Source organism: Pseudonocardia oceanicola, from assembly GCF_047200735.1.
Classification (GTDB): domain Bacteria; phylum Actinomycetota; class Actinomycetes; order Mycobacteriales; family Pseudonocardiaceae; genus Pseudonocardia.
This window is the reverse complement of sequence record NZ_JBJZON010000011.1, coordinates 100,078-115,876: the sequence shown is the minus strand read 5'-3', so window position 1 is coordinate 115,876 and position 15,799 is coordinate 100,078. Positions and strand designations below refer to the sequence as shown.

Sequence of the window (15,799 nt, the reverse complement as noted above, 5' to 3'; positions counted from 1 at the left end):
CGGTGCCCCGGCGGGGTACCGGGCACGTCCGCTCGTCATCACACCCGAGGAACCACACCGAGGAACCGCATGAACGCCGCCCCCAGTCCGCCGTCCCGGGCCGCCGTCCGGACCGAGAGTCTCGGGCTCGCCATCGGCGGCGCCCGCATCGTCAGCCGGGTCGACATGGAGATCGCCGAGGGCGAGTTCATCGGGGTGATCGGCCCCAACGGCGCCGGCAAGACCAGCCTGCTGAACCTGCTGACCGGCACCACGCGCGCCACCGAGGGCGCCATCCACCTGCTCGGCCGCGACGTCACCCGACTCGCCCCGCACCGCAGGGCGCGCCTGGGCGTCGGACGCACCTTCCAGACCTCCTACCTGCTGCTCGGCCTCACCGTGCGGGAGAACGTGCGGCTGATGGTCCAGTCCCGCACCGTCCGCGGCCCGGGCCTGCTGCGCTTCGTGACCGCGGGGGACGACACGTCGCAGCGGGCCGAGGAGGCGCTCGCCAGGGTCGGCCTCGCCGACAAGGCGGACCTCACCGTGGCCGAGCTCTCCCACGGCGACCGGCGCAAGGTCGAGATCGCCGTGGTGCTGGCCGCGGACGCACGGCTGGTGCTCTTCGACGAACCGATGGCGGGCGTGAACTCCGCGGACGTCGACGGTCTCGTCGAGCTGATCCGCGAAGTCCACCGAGGCGGCACCAGCGTGATCATGGTCGAGCACCACATGCACGTCGTCCTCGGGCTGGCAGACCGGGTCGCGGTGATGCACAACGGCGAGCTCCTCGCCCTCGACCGCCCCGACGCCGTGATGGCCGACGACCGAGTGCAGACCGCCTACCTCGGAGAACCGCTGTGAACGCACCCGCGCCCGTCGAGCCCACCGGCGACACCACCTCGGACTGGGCACTCGAGCTCACCGACGTCCACGCGACGATCGGCGTCTCGCACATCCTGCAGGGCGTGACCCTGCGTGTCCCGCGCAACACCGTGACCGCGATGCTGGGCCGCAACGGGGTCGGCAAGACGACGACCCTGCGCGCCGTCCTCGGCCTCGTCCCGCGGACCGGCTCGATCCTGCTCGACGGAGTGCCGATCGAACGGGAGACGACACCCCGGATCGTCCGGCGAGGGATCGGCTACGTGCCCGAGGACCGCGACGTCTTCGGTGGCCTGACCGTGCAGGAGAACCTGCGCCTGGCCGAGCGGAAGGGCGGAGAGCACCACTACGACCGGGTCTTCGAGCTCTTCCCCGAGCTCAGGAAGCGGGCCCGACAGCATGCCGGGACGCTGTCCGGCGGCCAGCAGCAGATGGTCTCGCTGGGGCGGGGGCTGCTCAACGACAACCGCGTCCTGCTCATCGACGAGCCGACCAAGGGCCTCGCCCCGAAGCTCGTCTCCGAGGTGGTCGAGGTGCTCGAGCGGGTGCGCTCCGTCGCCACGATCCTGCTGGTCGAGCAGAACATTGCCGCGGCGCACCGGCTCGCGGGCCACGTCGTCGCCATGACCGAGGGCCGGGTCGAGGCCCAGGGCCCCGCCGACGAGTTGTTGGCCGATGACCAGCGGGTCCGTGAGCTGCTCGGCGTGACCGACTCCCACCGGGAGGAGAGGCACTGATGTCCACAGTGGTGTTCCTGCTGATCGGGGGTGTGAGCATCGGTGCGCTCTACTTCCTGCTCGCCTCCGGCCTGGGACTGATCTTCGGCCTGATGCGGGTGCTCAGCTTCGCCCACGGCGCCCTGCTCGCCGCGTGCGGCTACGCGAGCTGGCTCGTCGTGCGGTCGGCCGACCTGACGACCGGCTCCACGACCGGCGCCTTCGTGCTGTCGGTCGTCGTGGCCGTCGTCGTCGGTGCCGTCCTCGCCTTCCTGGTCGAGTACCTCCTCATCCGCCCGCTGTACGACCGCTCCCACCTCGACCAGATCCTGGTCACCATGGGGTTCGGGTTCCTGCTCGTCGCCCTGGTCCGCGGCATCTGGGGTCCCGACGAGAAGTCGGTCCCGCTGCCCGAGTGGCTCCGCGCGACCACCGACGTCGGTGGCGCGCTCATCCCGAACGACCGCTGGCTGCTGATCATCGCGGCGGTGCTGCTGCTGGTGGCGATCCAGCTGTTCCTGCGACACACGCGGCACGGCCTGATCGTGCGCGCCGGGGTCGAGAACCGCGAGATGGTGCGGGCGCTCGGCATCGAGGTCCGGCACTCCTTCACCCTGGTGTTCGTCATCGGCGGCGCAGCCGCCGGGCTCGGCGGAGTGCTCGCCGGCGCCTACGCCCGTGCCATCAACCCCGGCATCGGCGACACCTTCCTGCTGTTCGCCTTCATCGTGCTGATCGTCGGCGGCCTCGGCTCGCTGACGGGCGCGGCGATCGCCGCGGTGGTGATCGGGGTGCTGCAGCAGTTCGCCAACTTCTACGTCGACCCCGGCGCGGGGGACATCCTCGCGGTGGTGCTGATGGCCGTCACCCTTCTCGTCCGCCCACAGGGCATCGCCGGTCGCAAGGAGCGCACGATATGAGGAGTCTCGACCTCCGACACCGGATCGCGGCGGTCGTCCTGGCGGTGCTGCTGGTCCTGGCGGCCTGTGTCCCGCTCATGCGCGGCGTCCCCACCGGCGGGGCCCTGCCGGGGACGCTGTCCAGCCCGGGCAGCCTGCAGGTGCTCGCCGTCGCGCTCTGCGTCGCCGCCCTGGCCACGACCTACGACCTCCTCCTCGGGTACACGGGCCTGTTCTCCCTGGGCCACGCGCTGTTCTTCGCCACCGGCTCGTACGGCTTCGCCATGACCCTCGCCCTCACCGACGCCGGCTTCGGGGTGTCGGTACTGGTCGGGCTCGGGGTCACGCTGGTCATGGCGGTGCTCGTGAACGCCGTGGCGCTGCGGACCACGGCGATCGCCTACTCGATGGTCACCCTGGCGATCGCCCAGCTCGCGTCCATCGTGGTGGGACGCAACTACTGGGGCACCGGCGGCGAGGAGGGGATCACGCTGCCGTTCGAGAAGCTCCCCTCCGGGTTCCACGGCGTCGTGAACACGCGCAACGTGTACTGGACCGCGCTGGCGCTGTTCGTCGTCGTCGTCACCGTCGTCGCGCTGTTGACCCGGACCCGGGTGGGCAGGCTGTGGCAGGCCATCCGGGAGAACGAGCTCCGGGTGTCGGTCATGGGCGTCGACGTCTACCTGCACAAGCTGGGCGTCGCCGTGATCAGCTCGCTCCTGGCCGGCGCCTGCGGGATCGTGTACTGCATCGTCCTCGGGACCGCCGAGCCGAGCGTGACGACGCTGTTCTTCTCCCTCGGCCTCGTGGTCATGGTGATCCTCGGCGGCAAGGGCAGGGTCTGGGGCGCGGCCCTCGGGGGCGTGCTCTACGTGCTGTTGGAGCAGCGGCTGCCCTCGCTGGCCTCGTCGGAGTCGGTGCAGGGGCTCCCGGCCTGGCTGCGGATCCCGCTGTCCGAGCCGGAGCTGCTGCTGGGCGTGGTGTTCGTGCTGTTCATCTTCTTCGTTCCCGGAGGGCTCGCCTCCCTGATCGTCCGTCTGTTCGAGCGCCCGAAGACGCGGCCCGTTCCCCGGTCGGCCACCGCGTCCACCGCCTCCCGCGAGCCGGTGGCCGGTGGGGAACGGTCGCGGTGACGCCCGCGAGCCGAGAGAGTGGCGTACTCACCAGGCGGGCGGTCCAACGGCCGCGCATCGCCCGCGGCAGGCCGACGTCGAGCCCGCCGACCCGATAATGTCGTTGACACCCTGCCACCGATCGGCACCGGATCCGATTCCGGTGCTCGACCGGCGGGGCGAAGGAGGACGAGCCACGATGACGTCGCCGACACCGCCGATCGCGGTCCTGATCGACGCCGGGCGCCCCGTCGCGCTCCGCGGCGCATAGGGCGCGGCCATGAGATGGGTCAGCTACACCGCGGCGGACGGCGGGCCTCGCGCCGGCCTCGTGCACGGCGACGAGATCCACGGACTCCCGGCCCCGACCCGGGTCCTCGATCTCCTCGGCGACGACGGGACCCGCATGGCGGAGGCCGCGGAGCGTGCCCTCGCCGACCCGGTCGAGGTGCTCCCGTATGCGGGCGCCGTGCTGCTGCCGCCAGTCGCGCCGCCCGCGGTCCGCGACTTCCTGACGTTCCTGGACCACATGCGTGTGGTCCAGGACGCCACCGGCGTGACGATGAGCGAGGTCTGGGAGCAGATCCCGTTCTTCTACTTCTCCAACCCGGCGGCCGTCGTGGGGCCCCACGACCCCGTGGCGATCTCCCCCGGCTGCTCCTGGTTCGACTTCGAGCTGGAGGTGGCGGCGATCATCGGGCGTGCAGGGCGAGACCTCGACCCCGAGACGGCGACGGAGCACATCGCCGGGTTCACGGTCTTCAACGACTGGAGTGCCCGCGACCTGCAGCTGCACGAGATGAAGCTGAACAGCGGCCCCGCCAAGGGGAAGGACGGCGCGAACACGCTCGGCCCCATGCTCGTCACTCCCGACGAGCTCGAGCCCCACAGGAGCGGCGGCTCCTACCGGCTGCGGATGTCGGCGCACGTCAACGGCGAGTACGTCGGCGGCGGATTGCTCGACCAGATGGACTGGACCTGGGGGGAGATGCTCGCCTACGCCTCGCGCGGGACCACCCTGCGGCCGGGGGACGCCCTCGGCTCGGGCACCGTGCCCACCGGTTGCCTGATCGAGCACTTCGCGACCGCGCCGGACACCTTCCGCGGCTGGCTACGGCCCGGGGACGTCGTCCGGCTCGAGGTGGAGCAGCTCGGCGCCATCGAGCAGCGGGTGCTGCCCGCCCCACCGGTGCACCGGCTGCGCACCGGGTTCTGAGCCGCGGACTCAGGACCGGTGGCGGTCCCGGATCCGTCCCTTCGCGAGCGTGCCCACCTCCGTGCGGGGCAGCTCGGGATCGAAGTCGACGGAGCGCGGGCACCGGTCCTCCTCAGGTCACAGCCCGAGGCCCGCGAGCACCCGTTCCCGGTGCCGGCCCGCGGACCCCATGTGGTGTGCGGTGAACCGGGCCCGACGGTAGTACAGGTGGGCGTCGTGTTCCCATGTGAACCCGATGCCCCCGTGCACCTGTATGGTGTCGGCCGCGACCCGGGTGTAGGCGTCGGCCGTGTGCGCGCGGGCCAGGCTCGCCGCGATCGTCGCGTCGGGGGCGTCCGTCGCGACGCACCACGCCGCGTACCAGGCGGCGGAGAGCGCGGTCTCCGCGGCGACGTACATGTCGGCGCAGAGGTGCTTGACCGCCTGGAACCCGCCGATCGGCCTGCCGAACTGCGTCCGGGTGCTCGCGTACGCCACGGACATCTCCAGACAACGGGCGATACCACCCGCCGCCTCGGCGGCGAGCGCGGCGTTCGCGGCGTTCCTCGTGCGCGCCAGGACGTGCTCGGCCTCCCCCGGGTCTCCCAGCGGCTCGGCCCAGGCATCGTCGAACTCCACAGTGGCCATCCGCCGGGTGCGGTCCAGCACCGGCAGCTCGAGAGGACGCACGCCCGGCTCCGCGCCCCGGACGACGTAGAGCCCGAGGCCCTCCGCTCCGCGCGCCGCGACGACCAGCAGGTCCGCGAGGCCACCGTCGAGCACGTGGCCGCTGGTGCCCGAGAGCCGGATCCCGTCCGCGGTGGTGCGGGCCGTGACGCCGCTCCCCCAGTGGTTCGGTTCCCAGCCGCCGTCGGGGTCCGCGACGGCGAGCGTGGCGATCGTGGAGCCGTCCGCGACGCCCGCGAGGTGTTCCTCCGCACCGGCGTAGGCCAGGCAGGACCCCGCCAGCACCGCGGAGGCGAGGAAGGGCCCCGTCAGCAGCACCCGGCCCGCCTCGTGCACGGCGACCGTCAGCTCGAAGAACGAGGAGCCCTGTCCGCCCAGGTGCTCGGGCACGGCGAGCCCGTGCAGGCCCAGCTCACCCGCCATCCGCCGCCACAGCACCGGATCGTGACCGTCCGGCGAGTCGATGAGCTCCCTGCGGCGGAACCCGTCCAGGGTCGTGTCGAAGAAGGATCGGACGGTGTCGCGCAGCAGGGTCTGCGACTCGTCGAGTCCGAAGTGCATCGTACTCCTCCTGGTCGGGCCGGCTCAGCGCTTCGCGGGCACGGCGACCCGCGGCTCGCGGGGCAGACCGAGGATCTGCTCGGCGATCGTCGACCGCTGGATCTGGCTGGAGCCGCCGTAGATCGTGGCGGCCCGGGCAAGCATGGCGACGGTCGACCACGAGCTCGCAGAGAGCGGGTCCGAGCCCAGCGGGTCCGCCCCGAGCGTGTTCGACGCCGGCTCGCCGGTGGGCGCCAGGCCCGCCGGGCCGAGGACGTCGAGCGCGAGCTCGGTGACCTCGTTGTGGTACTCGGCGCCGTAGAGCTTGAGGATGGACGACTCCGGGCCGGGCGGGTTCCCGCTGATGCCGGCCGACAGCGCGCGGAGCCCGAGGTGTCGCAGGATCTGCACCTTCGTGTAACACCGCGCGAGCCGGTCCCGGACGAGCGGATCGTCGGCCAGTCCCCGGTGCCGCACGAGCTCGACCAGCCGCCGCAGCTCGATCTCGTAGGCGGCGGCCGTGGCGACCCCGCCCGCTCCCCGCTCGTAGCCGAGCAGGGTCAGCGCGACCTTCGCCCCGTTGTGCACCCCTCCGACGAGGTTCGACGCCGCTGTCCGGGCGCCGTCGATCACGAACCCGGAGAAGTCCTCGCGCCCCGCCATGTTGCGGATGGGGCTGCGCCGCACCCCCGGCTGGTCGATCGGGACCAGCAGGAAGGACAGTCCCTTGGCCTTCGGTGCGTCCGGGTCGGTCCGGGCCAGGACGAAGATCCAGTTCGCCGTCATGCCCTCGGACTGCCAGACCTTCTCGCCCCGCAGCACCCACTCGTCGCCGTCCCGGACCGCGGTGGTCCGCAGGCCGAACAGGTCCGATCCCGCCTCCGGCTCGGAGTAGCCCTGCGCCCAGCGGATCTCCCCGGACACGGTGCGCGGCAGGAAGTACTCGCGCTGCTCGGCCGTCCCCCAGCTCAGCAGGGTCGGGCCGAGCAGGCCGACGCCGTACGCGTCGTTGGGCAGCGGGCTCGCGGGAGCGCCCGCGCGCACCAGCTCCTCCGCCAGGATCGACTGCTCGGCCACGCTGAGCCCGCCGCCGCCGTACTCGACCGGCCACGCCGGCGCGAGCCACCCCTGGTCGACGAGGACCCGTCGCCAGTCCGCCGCGAAGGCGTCGTACTCGTCGCGGTCCAGGGCACCCCAGCCGGTCCAGCCCGCGGGCAGCCGCTCGGCGAGGAAGCCCCGCACGCGCTCCCGGAAGCGGACGTCGGCGTCCGCGTACGTCAGATCCATGCCGCTCAGACCCCCAACAGCGCGAGGAGGCGCTCGCCGTGGCTGCCGGGGGAACCCAGCAGGTACTCGCTCGCCTTGGCCCGGCGGAAGTACAGGTGGGCGGGGTGCTCCCAGGTGAACCCGATGCCGCCGTGCACCTGCACGGTCTCCGCCGCGACCCGGAAGAACGCCTCCGAGCAGTACTTCGCGGCAAGCTCGGCGGCGACGGCGAGCTCGGCCGGATCGTCCGCGACCGTCGCCGCGTGCCGGACGGCCGCGTGCATCCGCTCGACGTCGAACGCCATCTCGGCGAGCTTGTGCTTGATCGCCTGGAAGGAGCCGATCGCCCGGCCGAACTGGTAGCGGATCTTCGCGTACTCGACCGCCATCGCCATGAGGTGCTCGGCGCCGCCGGTCTGCTCGGCGGCCAGCGCGACCGCGGCCACGGTCAGCGCGCGGTCGAGCGCGTCCGCCACCCGGTCCGCCGGACCGACCGGCTCGGCCGGGGTGTCGTCGAACACGATGTCCGCTTCGCGGCGGGTCAGGTCCAGGGTGGCCAGCGGAGTCAGGCCGAGCTCGATCTCGCGGGGGCGGACCGCGAACACCCGCGGGCCCTCCGCCGTGGCGGCCACGACCAACAGCAGGTCGGCCAGAGCGCCGTCCAGGACGTGGGAGGCCGAACCGGTCAGCCGCCACCCGTCCGCGGTGGGCTCCGCTCGGACGGTCGGCGGGGATGTGGGTTCATAGGCGCCGCCCGGCAGGGCGACGGCGGCGATCAGCTCGCCCGCGGCGATGTCGGTCAGCCACTGCTTGCAGGCCCCACCGTCGCCGAGTGCGAGCAGGAGCGGAGCGGCGAGGCCCACGGTGGACAGCAGCGGGGACGGGACGAGCGCCCGGCCGGTCTCCTCGAAGAGGATCACGGTCTCGAGGAGGCCGCCGTCCGCGCCACCGAACTCCTCTGGGAGGGCGAGGCCCTGCAGCCCCAGCTGGGCGCCCATCCGGCTCCAGACCGCGCGGTCGAGACCCTCCGGGTCGTCGATGGTCCGCCGGACGTCGGCCTCCGTGACCTGCTGCTCCACGAATCGCCGCACGGTGCGCCGCAGCTCGAGGTGTTCCTCGCTGTCGACGTCGGGGATGTACATGGTGTGGTCCTCTTCGGATCAGGCGTTGCGCGAGGTCTCGGAGAACGGGATGTCCCGGTCGACCTGTGGCTCGCGCGGCAACCCGAGCAGGCGCTCTGCGACAATGTTCTTCTGGATCTCGGTGGTCCCGCCCGCGATCCCGGTCATGGGGAAGTACAGCAGCGAGCGTGCGCGTTCGGCGGCTCCGCGGTCGTCCTCCCGCCACGCCAGCGTCGAGGGGCCGCCGATGAGCACACCCGCCTCCGCCGAGGCCCGTGCGGACCGGGCGATGCCGATCTTCCCGAGGGACCCGACGGGGCCCATCGCGAGGCCGGCCTGCGTGGCCTCCCGCATCCGCCGCCCGACGTCGTCGAGGAGGCGCTGCTGCACGTACAGGTCCACAAGGGCGGCGCGGACCTCCGGATCGCCGTCGACGCCGCGGTCACGGGCCAGCTCGGCGAACTCAGCGAAGGTGTCCCGGTCCATCCGCGCGCCGGTCGTCCCGGCGGACAACGCGATCCGCTCGTGGGTGAGCATGCCGCTCAGCACGGCCCACCCGCCGTTGAACTCGCCCACGAGATTGTCCGCGGGGACCAGCGCGTCGTCGAAGAAGACCTCGTTGAATGCGGCCTCCCCGGTCATCTCGCGCAGCGGCCTGATGTCGACCCCGGGGGTGGTGAGATCGACGATGAGCATGCTGACGCCCTTGTGCTTGGGCAGCTCCGGATCGGTCCGGACGAAGGCCAGCGCGAAGTCCGCCCCGATCGCCGCGGAGGTCCACACCTTCTGCCCGTCCAGCCGGTAGGCTTCGCCGTCTCGCCGGGCCCGGGTGGTGACGCCGGCCAGGTCCGAGCCCGCTCCGGGCTCGGACAGCAGTTGGGTCCACTGCTCGTCACCGCGCAGCATGCGCGGGAGATGCCGCTTCTTCTGCTCCTCGGTGCCGAAGTCGAGCAGGGTCGCGGCGCAGATCCCGACCGTCACCGATGCGACCAGGGTCGCGCCCGGGTAGGACGCCAGCTCCTCGTTGTAGACGGTCTGGTAGTCGGCCGAGTAGCCGCGGCCGCCGTACTCGACCGGCCAGGTGGTGTTGAGGTAGCCCGCGTCGTACAGCGCGCGCGAATTCTTCTGGCGCTGGTCCTCGGTGAGGGTCGACAGTGCGGTGCGGTCGAGGTGTTCCGTCAGCCAGGCCCGGAGACCGGCGCGGAACTCGGCGAGGGTCGGACGGTCGGTCATGGGGTCGCCTTCACCGAGTCCTTCCGGGCCGGCACCACGGGCCCGGCGGTCCGCCAGTCCCCGCCGCCCAGCTCCTCGGTCTGCGCCAGCGACGTGCCGCCGGAGGCGACCGCCCAGTGCGCGTGGTTGAGCTCGTGCAGGCTGAAAGCCGCCTTGAGGGAGTTGTAGAAGCCCTGGTTGTCCTGCGTCTGGTTGACGGCTTCCTTGATCATCAGCGAGCCCGCCGACGGGATCTCCGCGATCCGCTGGGCGTATTCCTCCGTGCGCTCCTGCAGCGTGCCGGTCGGGAAGACCCGGCTGACCATACCGAACCGGTACGCCTCCTCTGCGCTCACCGAGTCACCGGTGAGCAGGAGCTCCTTGGCCCGGCGCACGCCGAACTCCCACGGGTGGGCGAAGTACTCGACGCCGCACATGCCGAGCCGAGTCGCCACGACGTCGGCGAAGACGGCGGTCTCGTCCGTGACGATGAGGTCGCACGCCCAGGCGAGCATCAGGCCCGCCGAGAACACCTGGCCCTGGCAGGACGCGATCGTGATCTTGCGCAGGTTCCGCCAGGCGAGGGTGTTCGAGAAGAAGAAGTGCCACTCCTGCATCAACAGCTTCTCGACCCCGGGGCCGAGTGACCCGCCGTGCGAGCGGTAGGTCTCGTGCTGCTGCGGGCCGTCGGCGCGCTCGGCACGGTCGTCCGAGGACCCGAGGTCGTGCCCGGACGAGAACGTCTCGCCCTCGGCCCGCAGCACGACGACCCGCACGGCATCGTCTCGCTGGGCCTCCTCGAACGCGAGGCCGAGCTCGACGAGGAGGCCGCGGCTCTGCGCGTTGCGTTGCTTCGGCCGGTTCAGCGAGATCGTCGCCACCCTACCGTTCGGGGACGTCTCGTAGCGTACGAAACGGAACTCGTCCACCGCGCTCACGGCGCCACCACCTCGGTCTTGCTCGTGGGGCGGATCGGGCCCGCCTCCTGCCAGTCACGACCACCGAGCTCCGGGGTCGCGATCAGGGACTCACCGCCGGAGAGCACACCCCACTGAGCGTGGTTCAGCTCGTGCAGAGTGAACGAGCCCTGCAGCGCGTTGTGGAAGCCCATGTTGTCCTGCGCCTGGTTCACCGCTTCCTTGATCATCAGGCTGGCGGCCGTGGGTACGGCACAGATCCGCCGGGCGAAGGCGACGGTGTTGTCCTCGAGCGTGCCCGCGGGGAAGACCTTGTTCACGGCGCCGATCTCGTACGCCTCGTCGACGCCCATCGCGTCGCCCGTCATGAGGAGGTCCTTGGCCCGCCTGCTCCCCCACTCCCAGGGATGGGCGAAGTACTCGACGCCGGACACTCCGAGCCGGGGCGCCACCGGGTCGGCGAAGTAGGCGGTCTCGTCCGCGACGATCAGGTCGCAGGCCCACATCAACATCAGCCCGGCCGCGATGACGCCGCCGTGCACCGAGGCGATCGTGATCTTGCGAAGCTCCCGCCAGCGACGGGTGTTGGACAGGTAGAAGTGGTACTCCTGCAGCCAGTTCTGCTCGATGCCGTCGCGGGCGCCGCCGTGGCCGTCGAAGGTGGGATGCCGCTCGGGCCCCGTGCCGCGTTCCGCCACGGCCTCGGTCGAACCCAGGTCGTGACCGGACGAGAACATGGTGCCGATCCCGTGCAGGACCACCACCTTGACCCGGTCGTCCCGCTCGGCGCGCTGGAACGCGTCGTTCAGCTCCACGAGCAGACCGCGGTGCTGCGCGTTCCGTTGACGGGGTCGGTTCAAACCGATCCGGACGATCTGCGCGTCGTCGATCTCCTCGTAGCGCAGGAAACGGTAGTCGCTCACGATGACAGCTTCACCTCGGTCTTGGACGTGGGGACGACGGGGCCGTGCTCGTTCCACGGCTTGCCCCCGAGCTCGGGTCCGTACAGCACCGACTCGCCGCGGGTGAGGACCGCGTACTGCGAGTGGTTGAGCTCGTGCAGGTTGAACGATGTCTGCAGCGAGTTGTGGAAGCCGGCGTGGTCTTGCGCCTGGTTGACGCTCTCCTTGATCATGAGCGAGGTCGCCGAGGGCAGACCCGCGATCCGCCGGGCGTAGTGGAGGGTCTTGTCCTCGAGCTCGCCCGCCTCGAACACCCGGCTGACCATGCCCAGCCGGTAGGCCTCCTGCACCGTCAGGGAGTCCCCGGTGAGCAGCAGGTCCTTGGCGCGCCGACGCCCGAACTCCCAGGGGTGCGCGAAGTACTCCACGCCGCACATCCCGAGCCGGGCGCCGACGACGTCCGCGAACTCCGCGGTGGTGTCGGCGACGATCAGGTCACAGGCCCACATCAGCATCAGGCCCGCGGCGTAGACCGGCCCCTGGACGGAGGCGATCGTGACCTTGCGCAGATCCCGCCATCGGCGGGTGTTCTGCACGAAGTAGTGCCACTCCTGCAGCCACATCCGCTCGATGCCGTCGCGGGTCGCACCGTTTCCCTGGAAGCTGGGATGCTGGTCGGGTCCGGGCTCGCGTTCCACGACCGCGTCCCGCGAGCCGAGGTCGTGCCCCGACGAGAACGCGGTCCCCGCGCCTCGGAGGATCACCACTCGGACGGCGTCGTCGTACTGCGCGGCGGTGAACGCCTCGTCCAGCTCGACGAGCAGACCCCGGTGCTGGGCGTTGCGCTGGCGGGGACGGTTCAGGGTGACGACGGCGATCCGCCCGTCGTCGACGGTGTCGTAGGTCAACCACCGGTACTCGGTCATGCCCAACCTCTACGGTCTCGAAGCGATCGCACCACCACGACGAGGTCGAGATCGCGCGCGTCGGGCGAGGCGCCGGGGACAGCTCCGCCCCGGCGTTCGCGCCGAACTGAGAGTAATACGTACGATTGACGTCCGCAATGGGACGTCACCTGCTGCGTTCGTCAGTCGGGGCGTCCGGACGCGATGGCGCCCGTCCCCGCGACGATGATGTCCACGAGTCGCTCGGCGTGGGCCCGGAAGGTGCGGCGCATCTCCGGGAGCGACGACTCCTTCGTGTACATCCAGTGGATCTGCATGGCGCCGACCAGCAGCTCGATCGCCGTGGCCGAGTGCAGGGTGTCGGCGACCTCACCCCGGTCGATGGCGCGGCGCGTGATCTCCCGCGCGGCCTCCGTGCGCGGCCTCACGATCAGCCGCTTGTGCACCTCGTTGAGCGGGGGGTTGCTGATCGTGTCGGCAGCCAGCCGCAGCGCGGCCAGGCCGCGGGACTGGTCGGAGTACCACTCGACCCACTGGTAGGCGTAGTCGAGCAGGTCGGCTCGCAGCGAGCCGACGTCGATGGCCGTGGGCAGCCGCAGCGTGTCCATGGCCTGCACCAGTAGTTCCTCGCGCGACTCCCACCGCCGGTACAGTGCGGGCTTCCCGACCCCCGCTTCGCGGGCGACGGCCTCGAACGAGAACCCCGCCCATCCGTCACGCGCATACACCGTGACCGCGGCCGCGGTCACCAGGGGCTCGATCCGTGGATCGCGCTTCCGCCCGACCGAGGCGCCCGGCGAGCCGTCGACCTTCATGCGCGCTCCCTCACCCGGTGTGCTCGACGCCCGTTCGGCGCGGTGCACGCAGAGCAGGATATCCCCCTCCCGCTGCGCCGCCTCGGCGCCGACGGGGCTCAGAAGATCGTGTACCCGCCGTCGACCACGAGTGAGTCGCCGGTGTGGAAGGACGAGGCGTCCGAGGCCAGGTAGACGGCAAGGCCACCGAAGTCCGCAGGTGTCCCCCACCGTTTCATCGGCACCCGTGTGTCGATCAGCGACCCGAAACGCTCCTCGTCCATGATCGCCGTCTTCGTCCAGCCCGGCAGGATCGAGTTGGCCCGCACGCCGTACCGCGCGAACTCCACGGCCACGGCCTTCACCACGGAGATGACGCCGCCCTTCGCCGCCGCGTAGGACTGGCTCCGGTACGCCCCCTCGGTCGCCGCCGTGCTCGCCGTCACCACGACGGAACCGCCCGGGTCTCCCGCCTTCGCCCGGTCGACCATGTGCCGGACGGTCTCCCGCAGGGTCCAGACGGCTCCGTCGAGCGACGTACCGACCACCCTGCGGTAGTCCTCGGCCCGCAGCTCCAGGAACGGTGTGCGCCAGCCGAAGCCTGCGTTGGCGAAGACGGCGTCGAGCCGTCCGAACTCCTCGACGGTAGCCCGGGCGGCCTCGACGACGGCCTCCTCCATGCTGACGTCGACGGCGCGGACGGAGACCTTCCGGCCGCTGGGGGCGAGGCGGGCCCGGGCCTGCTCGGCCCGGGACTCGTCGCGGTCCCAGATGGCGATGTCGGCTCCCGCGGAGGCGAGGGCCTCCGCCATCCCCAGGCCGATCCCACTGCTGCCGCCGGTGACGAGGGCGACCTTCCCGGTGAGGTCGAAAGGGGCGTAGGGCATGTGCGGTCTCCGTTCGTACAGCGAGGGGAGGGCTGCCCCGGCATCCTGGGGCCGCCCGGGGGTCATGCTGCGGGTTCGGCGGCCCGGTCGAGCCGGAACCCCTTCAGGTCGTCGGCCAGGGCGGCCTCCGCGCGTTCCGCGTAGAGCGGGAACGGCCCGACGTAGGCCTGGATCTCGCGGGGCTTGCCGGGGATGTTGTCCCCCATCCACCAGCCCTGGGCGTGCGGGATGACGGTCGCGTTCCCGATCTCGTCGATGAAGGCCCCGTAGTCCCGCTCCGCCTCCACCGTGGGCTCGATCGCCCGGGCCCCCCGGGCGTCCATCTCCTGGATGAGTCGCAGGACGTGGCGGCTCTGCCAGTCCGCGAGCAGCGGCGGGGAGAAGAAGGCGGAGGGACTGCGGGCGCCGTTGAGCACGAACAGGTTCGGGAACCCGTCGGTCATGAGGCCCAGGTGGCTGACGACGCCGGACTTCCAGTGGTCGTTGAGGGACTCGCCGCCGCGACCGCGGATGTCGATCCGCAGGGCGCCGCCCGCGCCGCTGTCGAAGCCCGTGGCGAAGATCAGCACGTCGAGGGGGATCTCCCGGCCGCTCGCCATCCGGACGCCGGACTCGGTGATTCGGTCGATCGGATCCTCCAGCAGCGCCTCGAGCGAGACGTTGTCCCGGTTGAACATCTCGTAGTAGCCCGTCACACCGGGCGGCCTTTTCGCGTACGCCGGGTGGGCCGGGATCAACTTGCGGGCGACCTCCGGGTCCCGGACCGTCTCGAGGATCTTCTTGGTCAGGAACTCGCGGATGGTGGCGTTCGCGTCGAGGTCGAGGGAGATGTCGCCATAGCTGAAGGCCAGGTGAGGACCGCCCGCCTGGTAGATCTCCTCGTACGTCGCCTCGCGCTCCTCCGGGGTCGCGTCGAGGGCGCTGCCCACGTTGGGCAGCCGGATCTTCTTGTTCACCAAGATCATCCCCGCGATCCCGTCACGGTACTCTCGCTCCCGGATCTCGGCGTAGTTCTCCTTCACGAAGGCGTCGTACTCGTCGTCGATCGGCTCGTTGCGTATCGGGAAGCACCAGTTCGGGGTGCGCTGGAAGGCCGTGAGGTGCGCCGCCTCCTCCGCGATCACCGGCATCATCTGTACCGCCGACGCGCCGGCGCCGAGGACGCCGACCCGCTTGCCCGCCAGCTCGACGCCCTCGGTCGGCCAGGCCCCGCTGTGCACCAGCTTCCCCGCGAAGGTCTCGAGGCCCTCGATCTCGGGAAGGTTGACCGCGGAGAGGAACCCGACGGCCAGCACGACGAAACGAGCCGTGATCCGCTCGCCCCGAGCGGTCGTCATCGCCCAGGTCGCGGAGGGTTCGTCGAACTCCAGCGACGCGACGCGGGTGTCGAAGCGGATGTGTCGACGCAGGTCGAGCCGGTCGGCCACCCAGTTCAGGTACTCGATCACGGTCTCCCGGTAGGAGTAGCGCAGAGGCCAGCGCCACTCCTGCTGGATGTCCTCGTCGAACCCGTAGGAGTACTCGACGCTCTCGATGTCGACCCGGGCGCCGGGGTATCGGTTCCAGTACCAGGTCCCACCGAGGTCACCGGCCGTCTCGACGCCGAGGACGTCGAACCCCTCCTTGGTGAAGCGATGGATCGCGTTCAGTCCCGCGAACCCCGCTCCCACGACGATGACGTCGTGATCCGTGGTCGCCTGCGCTGGTTGCATCGGATTCCCTGTCCTCTCTGATACGGCGGTTCGACCCGCGGAACGGGGGTGTACCGCGAGCCGCCGAACG

15 protein-coding genes are annotated in these 15,799 nt (G+C 71.2%); 5 read left to right on the top strand and 10 right to left on the bottom strand.

Annotated features, from left to right (window positions below; genetic code table 11):
- The first annotated feature begins 69 nt into the window (after positions 1-69).
- From ACL02T_RS17535 to ACL02T_RS17515, 5 genes are all read left to right on the top strand, one after another.
- A complete protein-coding gene (locus tag ACL02T_RS17535; protein WP_412831795.1) occupies positions 70-843 on the top strand; it encodes an ABC transporter ATP-binding protein in 774 nt (257 codons plus the stop codon).
- Positions 840-1,601: an ABC transporter ATP-binding protein gene (locus ACL02T_RS17530; RefSeq protein ID WP_412831794.1), complete on the top strand. Its 762-nt coding sequence runs from the start codon at positions 840-842 to the stop codon at positions 1,599-1,601. Before ACL02T_RS17535 ends, ACL02T_RS17530 begins: the two co-directional genes overlap by 4 nt.
- Positions 1,601-2,500: a branched-chain amino acid ABC transporter permease gene (locus tag ACL02T_RS17525; protein ID WP_412831793.1), complete on the top strand. Its 900-nt coding sequence runs from the start codon at positions 1,601-1,603 to the stop codon at positions 2,498-2,500. Before ACL02T_RS17530 ends, ACL02T_RS17525 begins: the two co-directional genes overlap by 1 nt.
- Positions 2,497-3,612, top strand: a complete 1,116-nt coding sequence (locus tag ACL02T_RS17520; protein ID WP_412831792.1) for a branched-chain amino acid ABC transporter permease — start codon at positions 2,497-2,499, stop codon at positions 3,610-3,612. The genes ACL02T_RS17525 and ACL02T_RS17520 overlap by 4 nt, the downstream gene beginning before the upstream one ends.
- A gap of 259 nt (positions 3,613-3,871) precedes the next feature.
- The gene (locus tag ACL02T_RS17515) at positions 3,872-4,807 is read left to right on the top strand and encodes a fumarylacetoacetate hydrolase family protein (RefSeq protein ID WP_412831791.1); all 936 of its coding nucleotides are present in this window, start codon (positions 3,872-3,874) and stop codon (positions 4,805-4,807) included.
- Between the two features lie 117 nt (positions 4,808-4,924).
- On the opposite strand, the gene ACL02T_RS17510 is transcribed toward ACL02T_RS17515, so the two are convergent.
- The 10 genes from ACL02T_RS17510 to ACL02T_RS17465 all read right to left on the bottom strand — a co-directional run bounded on the left by ACL02T_RS17510 (position 4,925) and on the right by ACL02T_RS17465 (position 15,729).
- Positions 4,925-6,034: an acyl-CoA dehydrogenase family protein gene (locus ACL02T_RS17510; RefSeq protein WP_412831790.1), complete on the bottom strand. Its 1,110-nt coding sequence runs from the start codon at positions 6,032-6,034 to the stop codon at positions 4,925-4,927.
- A 24-nt stretch (positions 6,035-6,058) separates the two neighbouring features.
- Positions 6,059-7,300: an acyl-CoA dehydrogenase family protein gene (locus ACL02T_RS17505; protein ID WP_412831789.1), complete on the bottom strand. Its 1,242-nt coding sequence runs from the start codon at positions 7,298-7,300 to the stop codon at positions 6,059-6,061.
- Between the two features lie 5 nt (positions 7,301-7,305).
- The gene (locus tag ACL02T_RS17500; RefSeq protein ID WP_412831788.1) at positions 7,306-8,421 is read right to left on the bottom strand and encodes an acyl-CoA dehydrogenase family protein; all 1,116 of its coding nucleotides are present in this window, start codon (positions 8,419-8,421) and stop codon (positions 7,306-7,308) included.
- Between the two features lie 18 nt (positions 8,422-8,439).
- Positions 8,440-9,633: an acyl-CoA dehydrogenase family protein gene (locus ACL02T_RS17495; protein ID WP_412831787.1), complete on the bottom strand. Its 1,194-nt coding sequence runs from the start codon at positions 9,631-9,633 to the stop codon at positions 8,440-8,442.
- Positions 9,630-10,550 carry an enoyl-CoA hydratase gene (locus ACL02T_RS17490; protein WP_412831786.1) on the bottom strand — a complete coding sequence of 307 codons (921 nt, stop codon included), beginning with the start codon at positions 10,548-10,550 and terminating at the stop codon, positions 9,630-9,632. Before ACL02T_RS17490 ends, ACL02T_RS17495 begins: the two co-directional genes overlap by 4 nt.
- Complete coding sequence (locus ACL02T_RS17485) at positions 10,547-11,452, bottom strand: enoyl-CoA hydratase (protein ID WP_412831785.1); 906 nt, start codon at positions 11,450-11,452, stop codon at positions 10,547-10,549. Before ACL02T_RS17485 ends, ACL02T_RS17490 begins: the two co-directional genes overlap by 4 nt.
- Positions 11,449-12,357, bottom strand: a complete 909-nt coding sequence (locus ACL02T_RS17480; protein ID WP_412831784.1) for an enoyl-CoA hydratase — start codon at positions 12,355-12,357, stop codon at positions 11,449-11,451. Before ACL02T_RS17480 ends, ACL02T_RS17485 begins: the two co-directional genes overlap by 4 nt.
- Positions 12,358-12,518: 161 nt before the next feature.
- Positions 12,519-13,151, bottom strand: a complete 633-nt coding sequence (locus tag ACL02T_RS17475; RefSeq protein ID WP_412831783.1) for a TetR/AcrR family transcriptional regulator — start codon at positions 13,149-13,151, stop codon at positions 12,519-12,521.
- Positions 13,152-13,249: 98 nt separating this feature from the next.
- Positions 13,250-14,017: an SDR family NAD(P)-dependent oxidoreductase gene (locus ACL02T_RS17470; RefSeq protein WP_412831782.1), complete on the bottom strand. Its 768-nt coding sequence runs from the start codon at positions 14,015-14,017 to the stop codon at positions 13,250-13,252.
- A gap of 62 nt (positions 14,018-14,079) precedes the next feature.
- The gene (locus ACL02T_RS17465) at positions 14,080-15,729 is read right to left on the bottom strand and encodes a flavin-containing monooxygenase (RefSeq protein ID WP_412831781.1); all 1,650 of its coding nucleotides are present in this window, start codon (positions 15,727-15,729) and stop codon (positions 14,080-14,082) included.
- Positions 15,730-15,799: the final 70 nt, after the last annotated feature.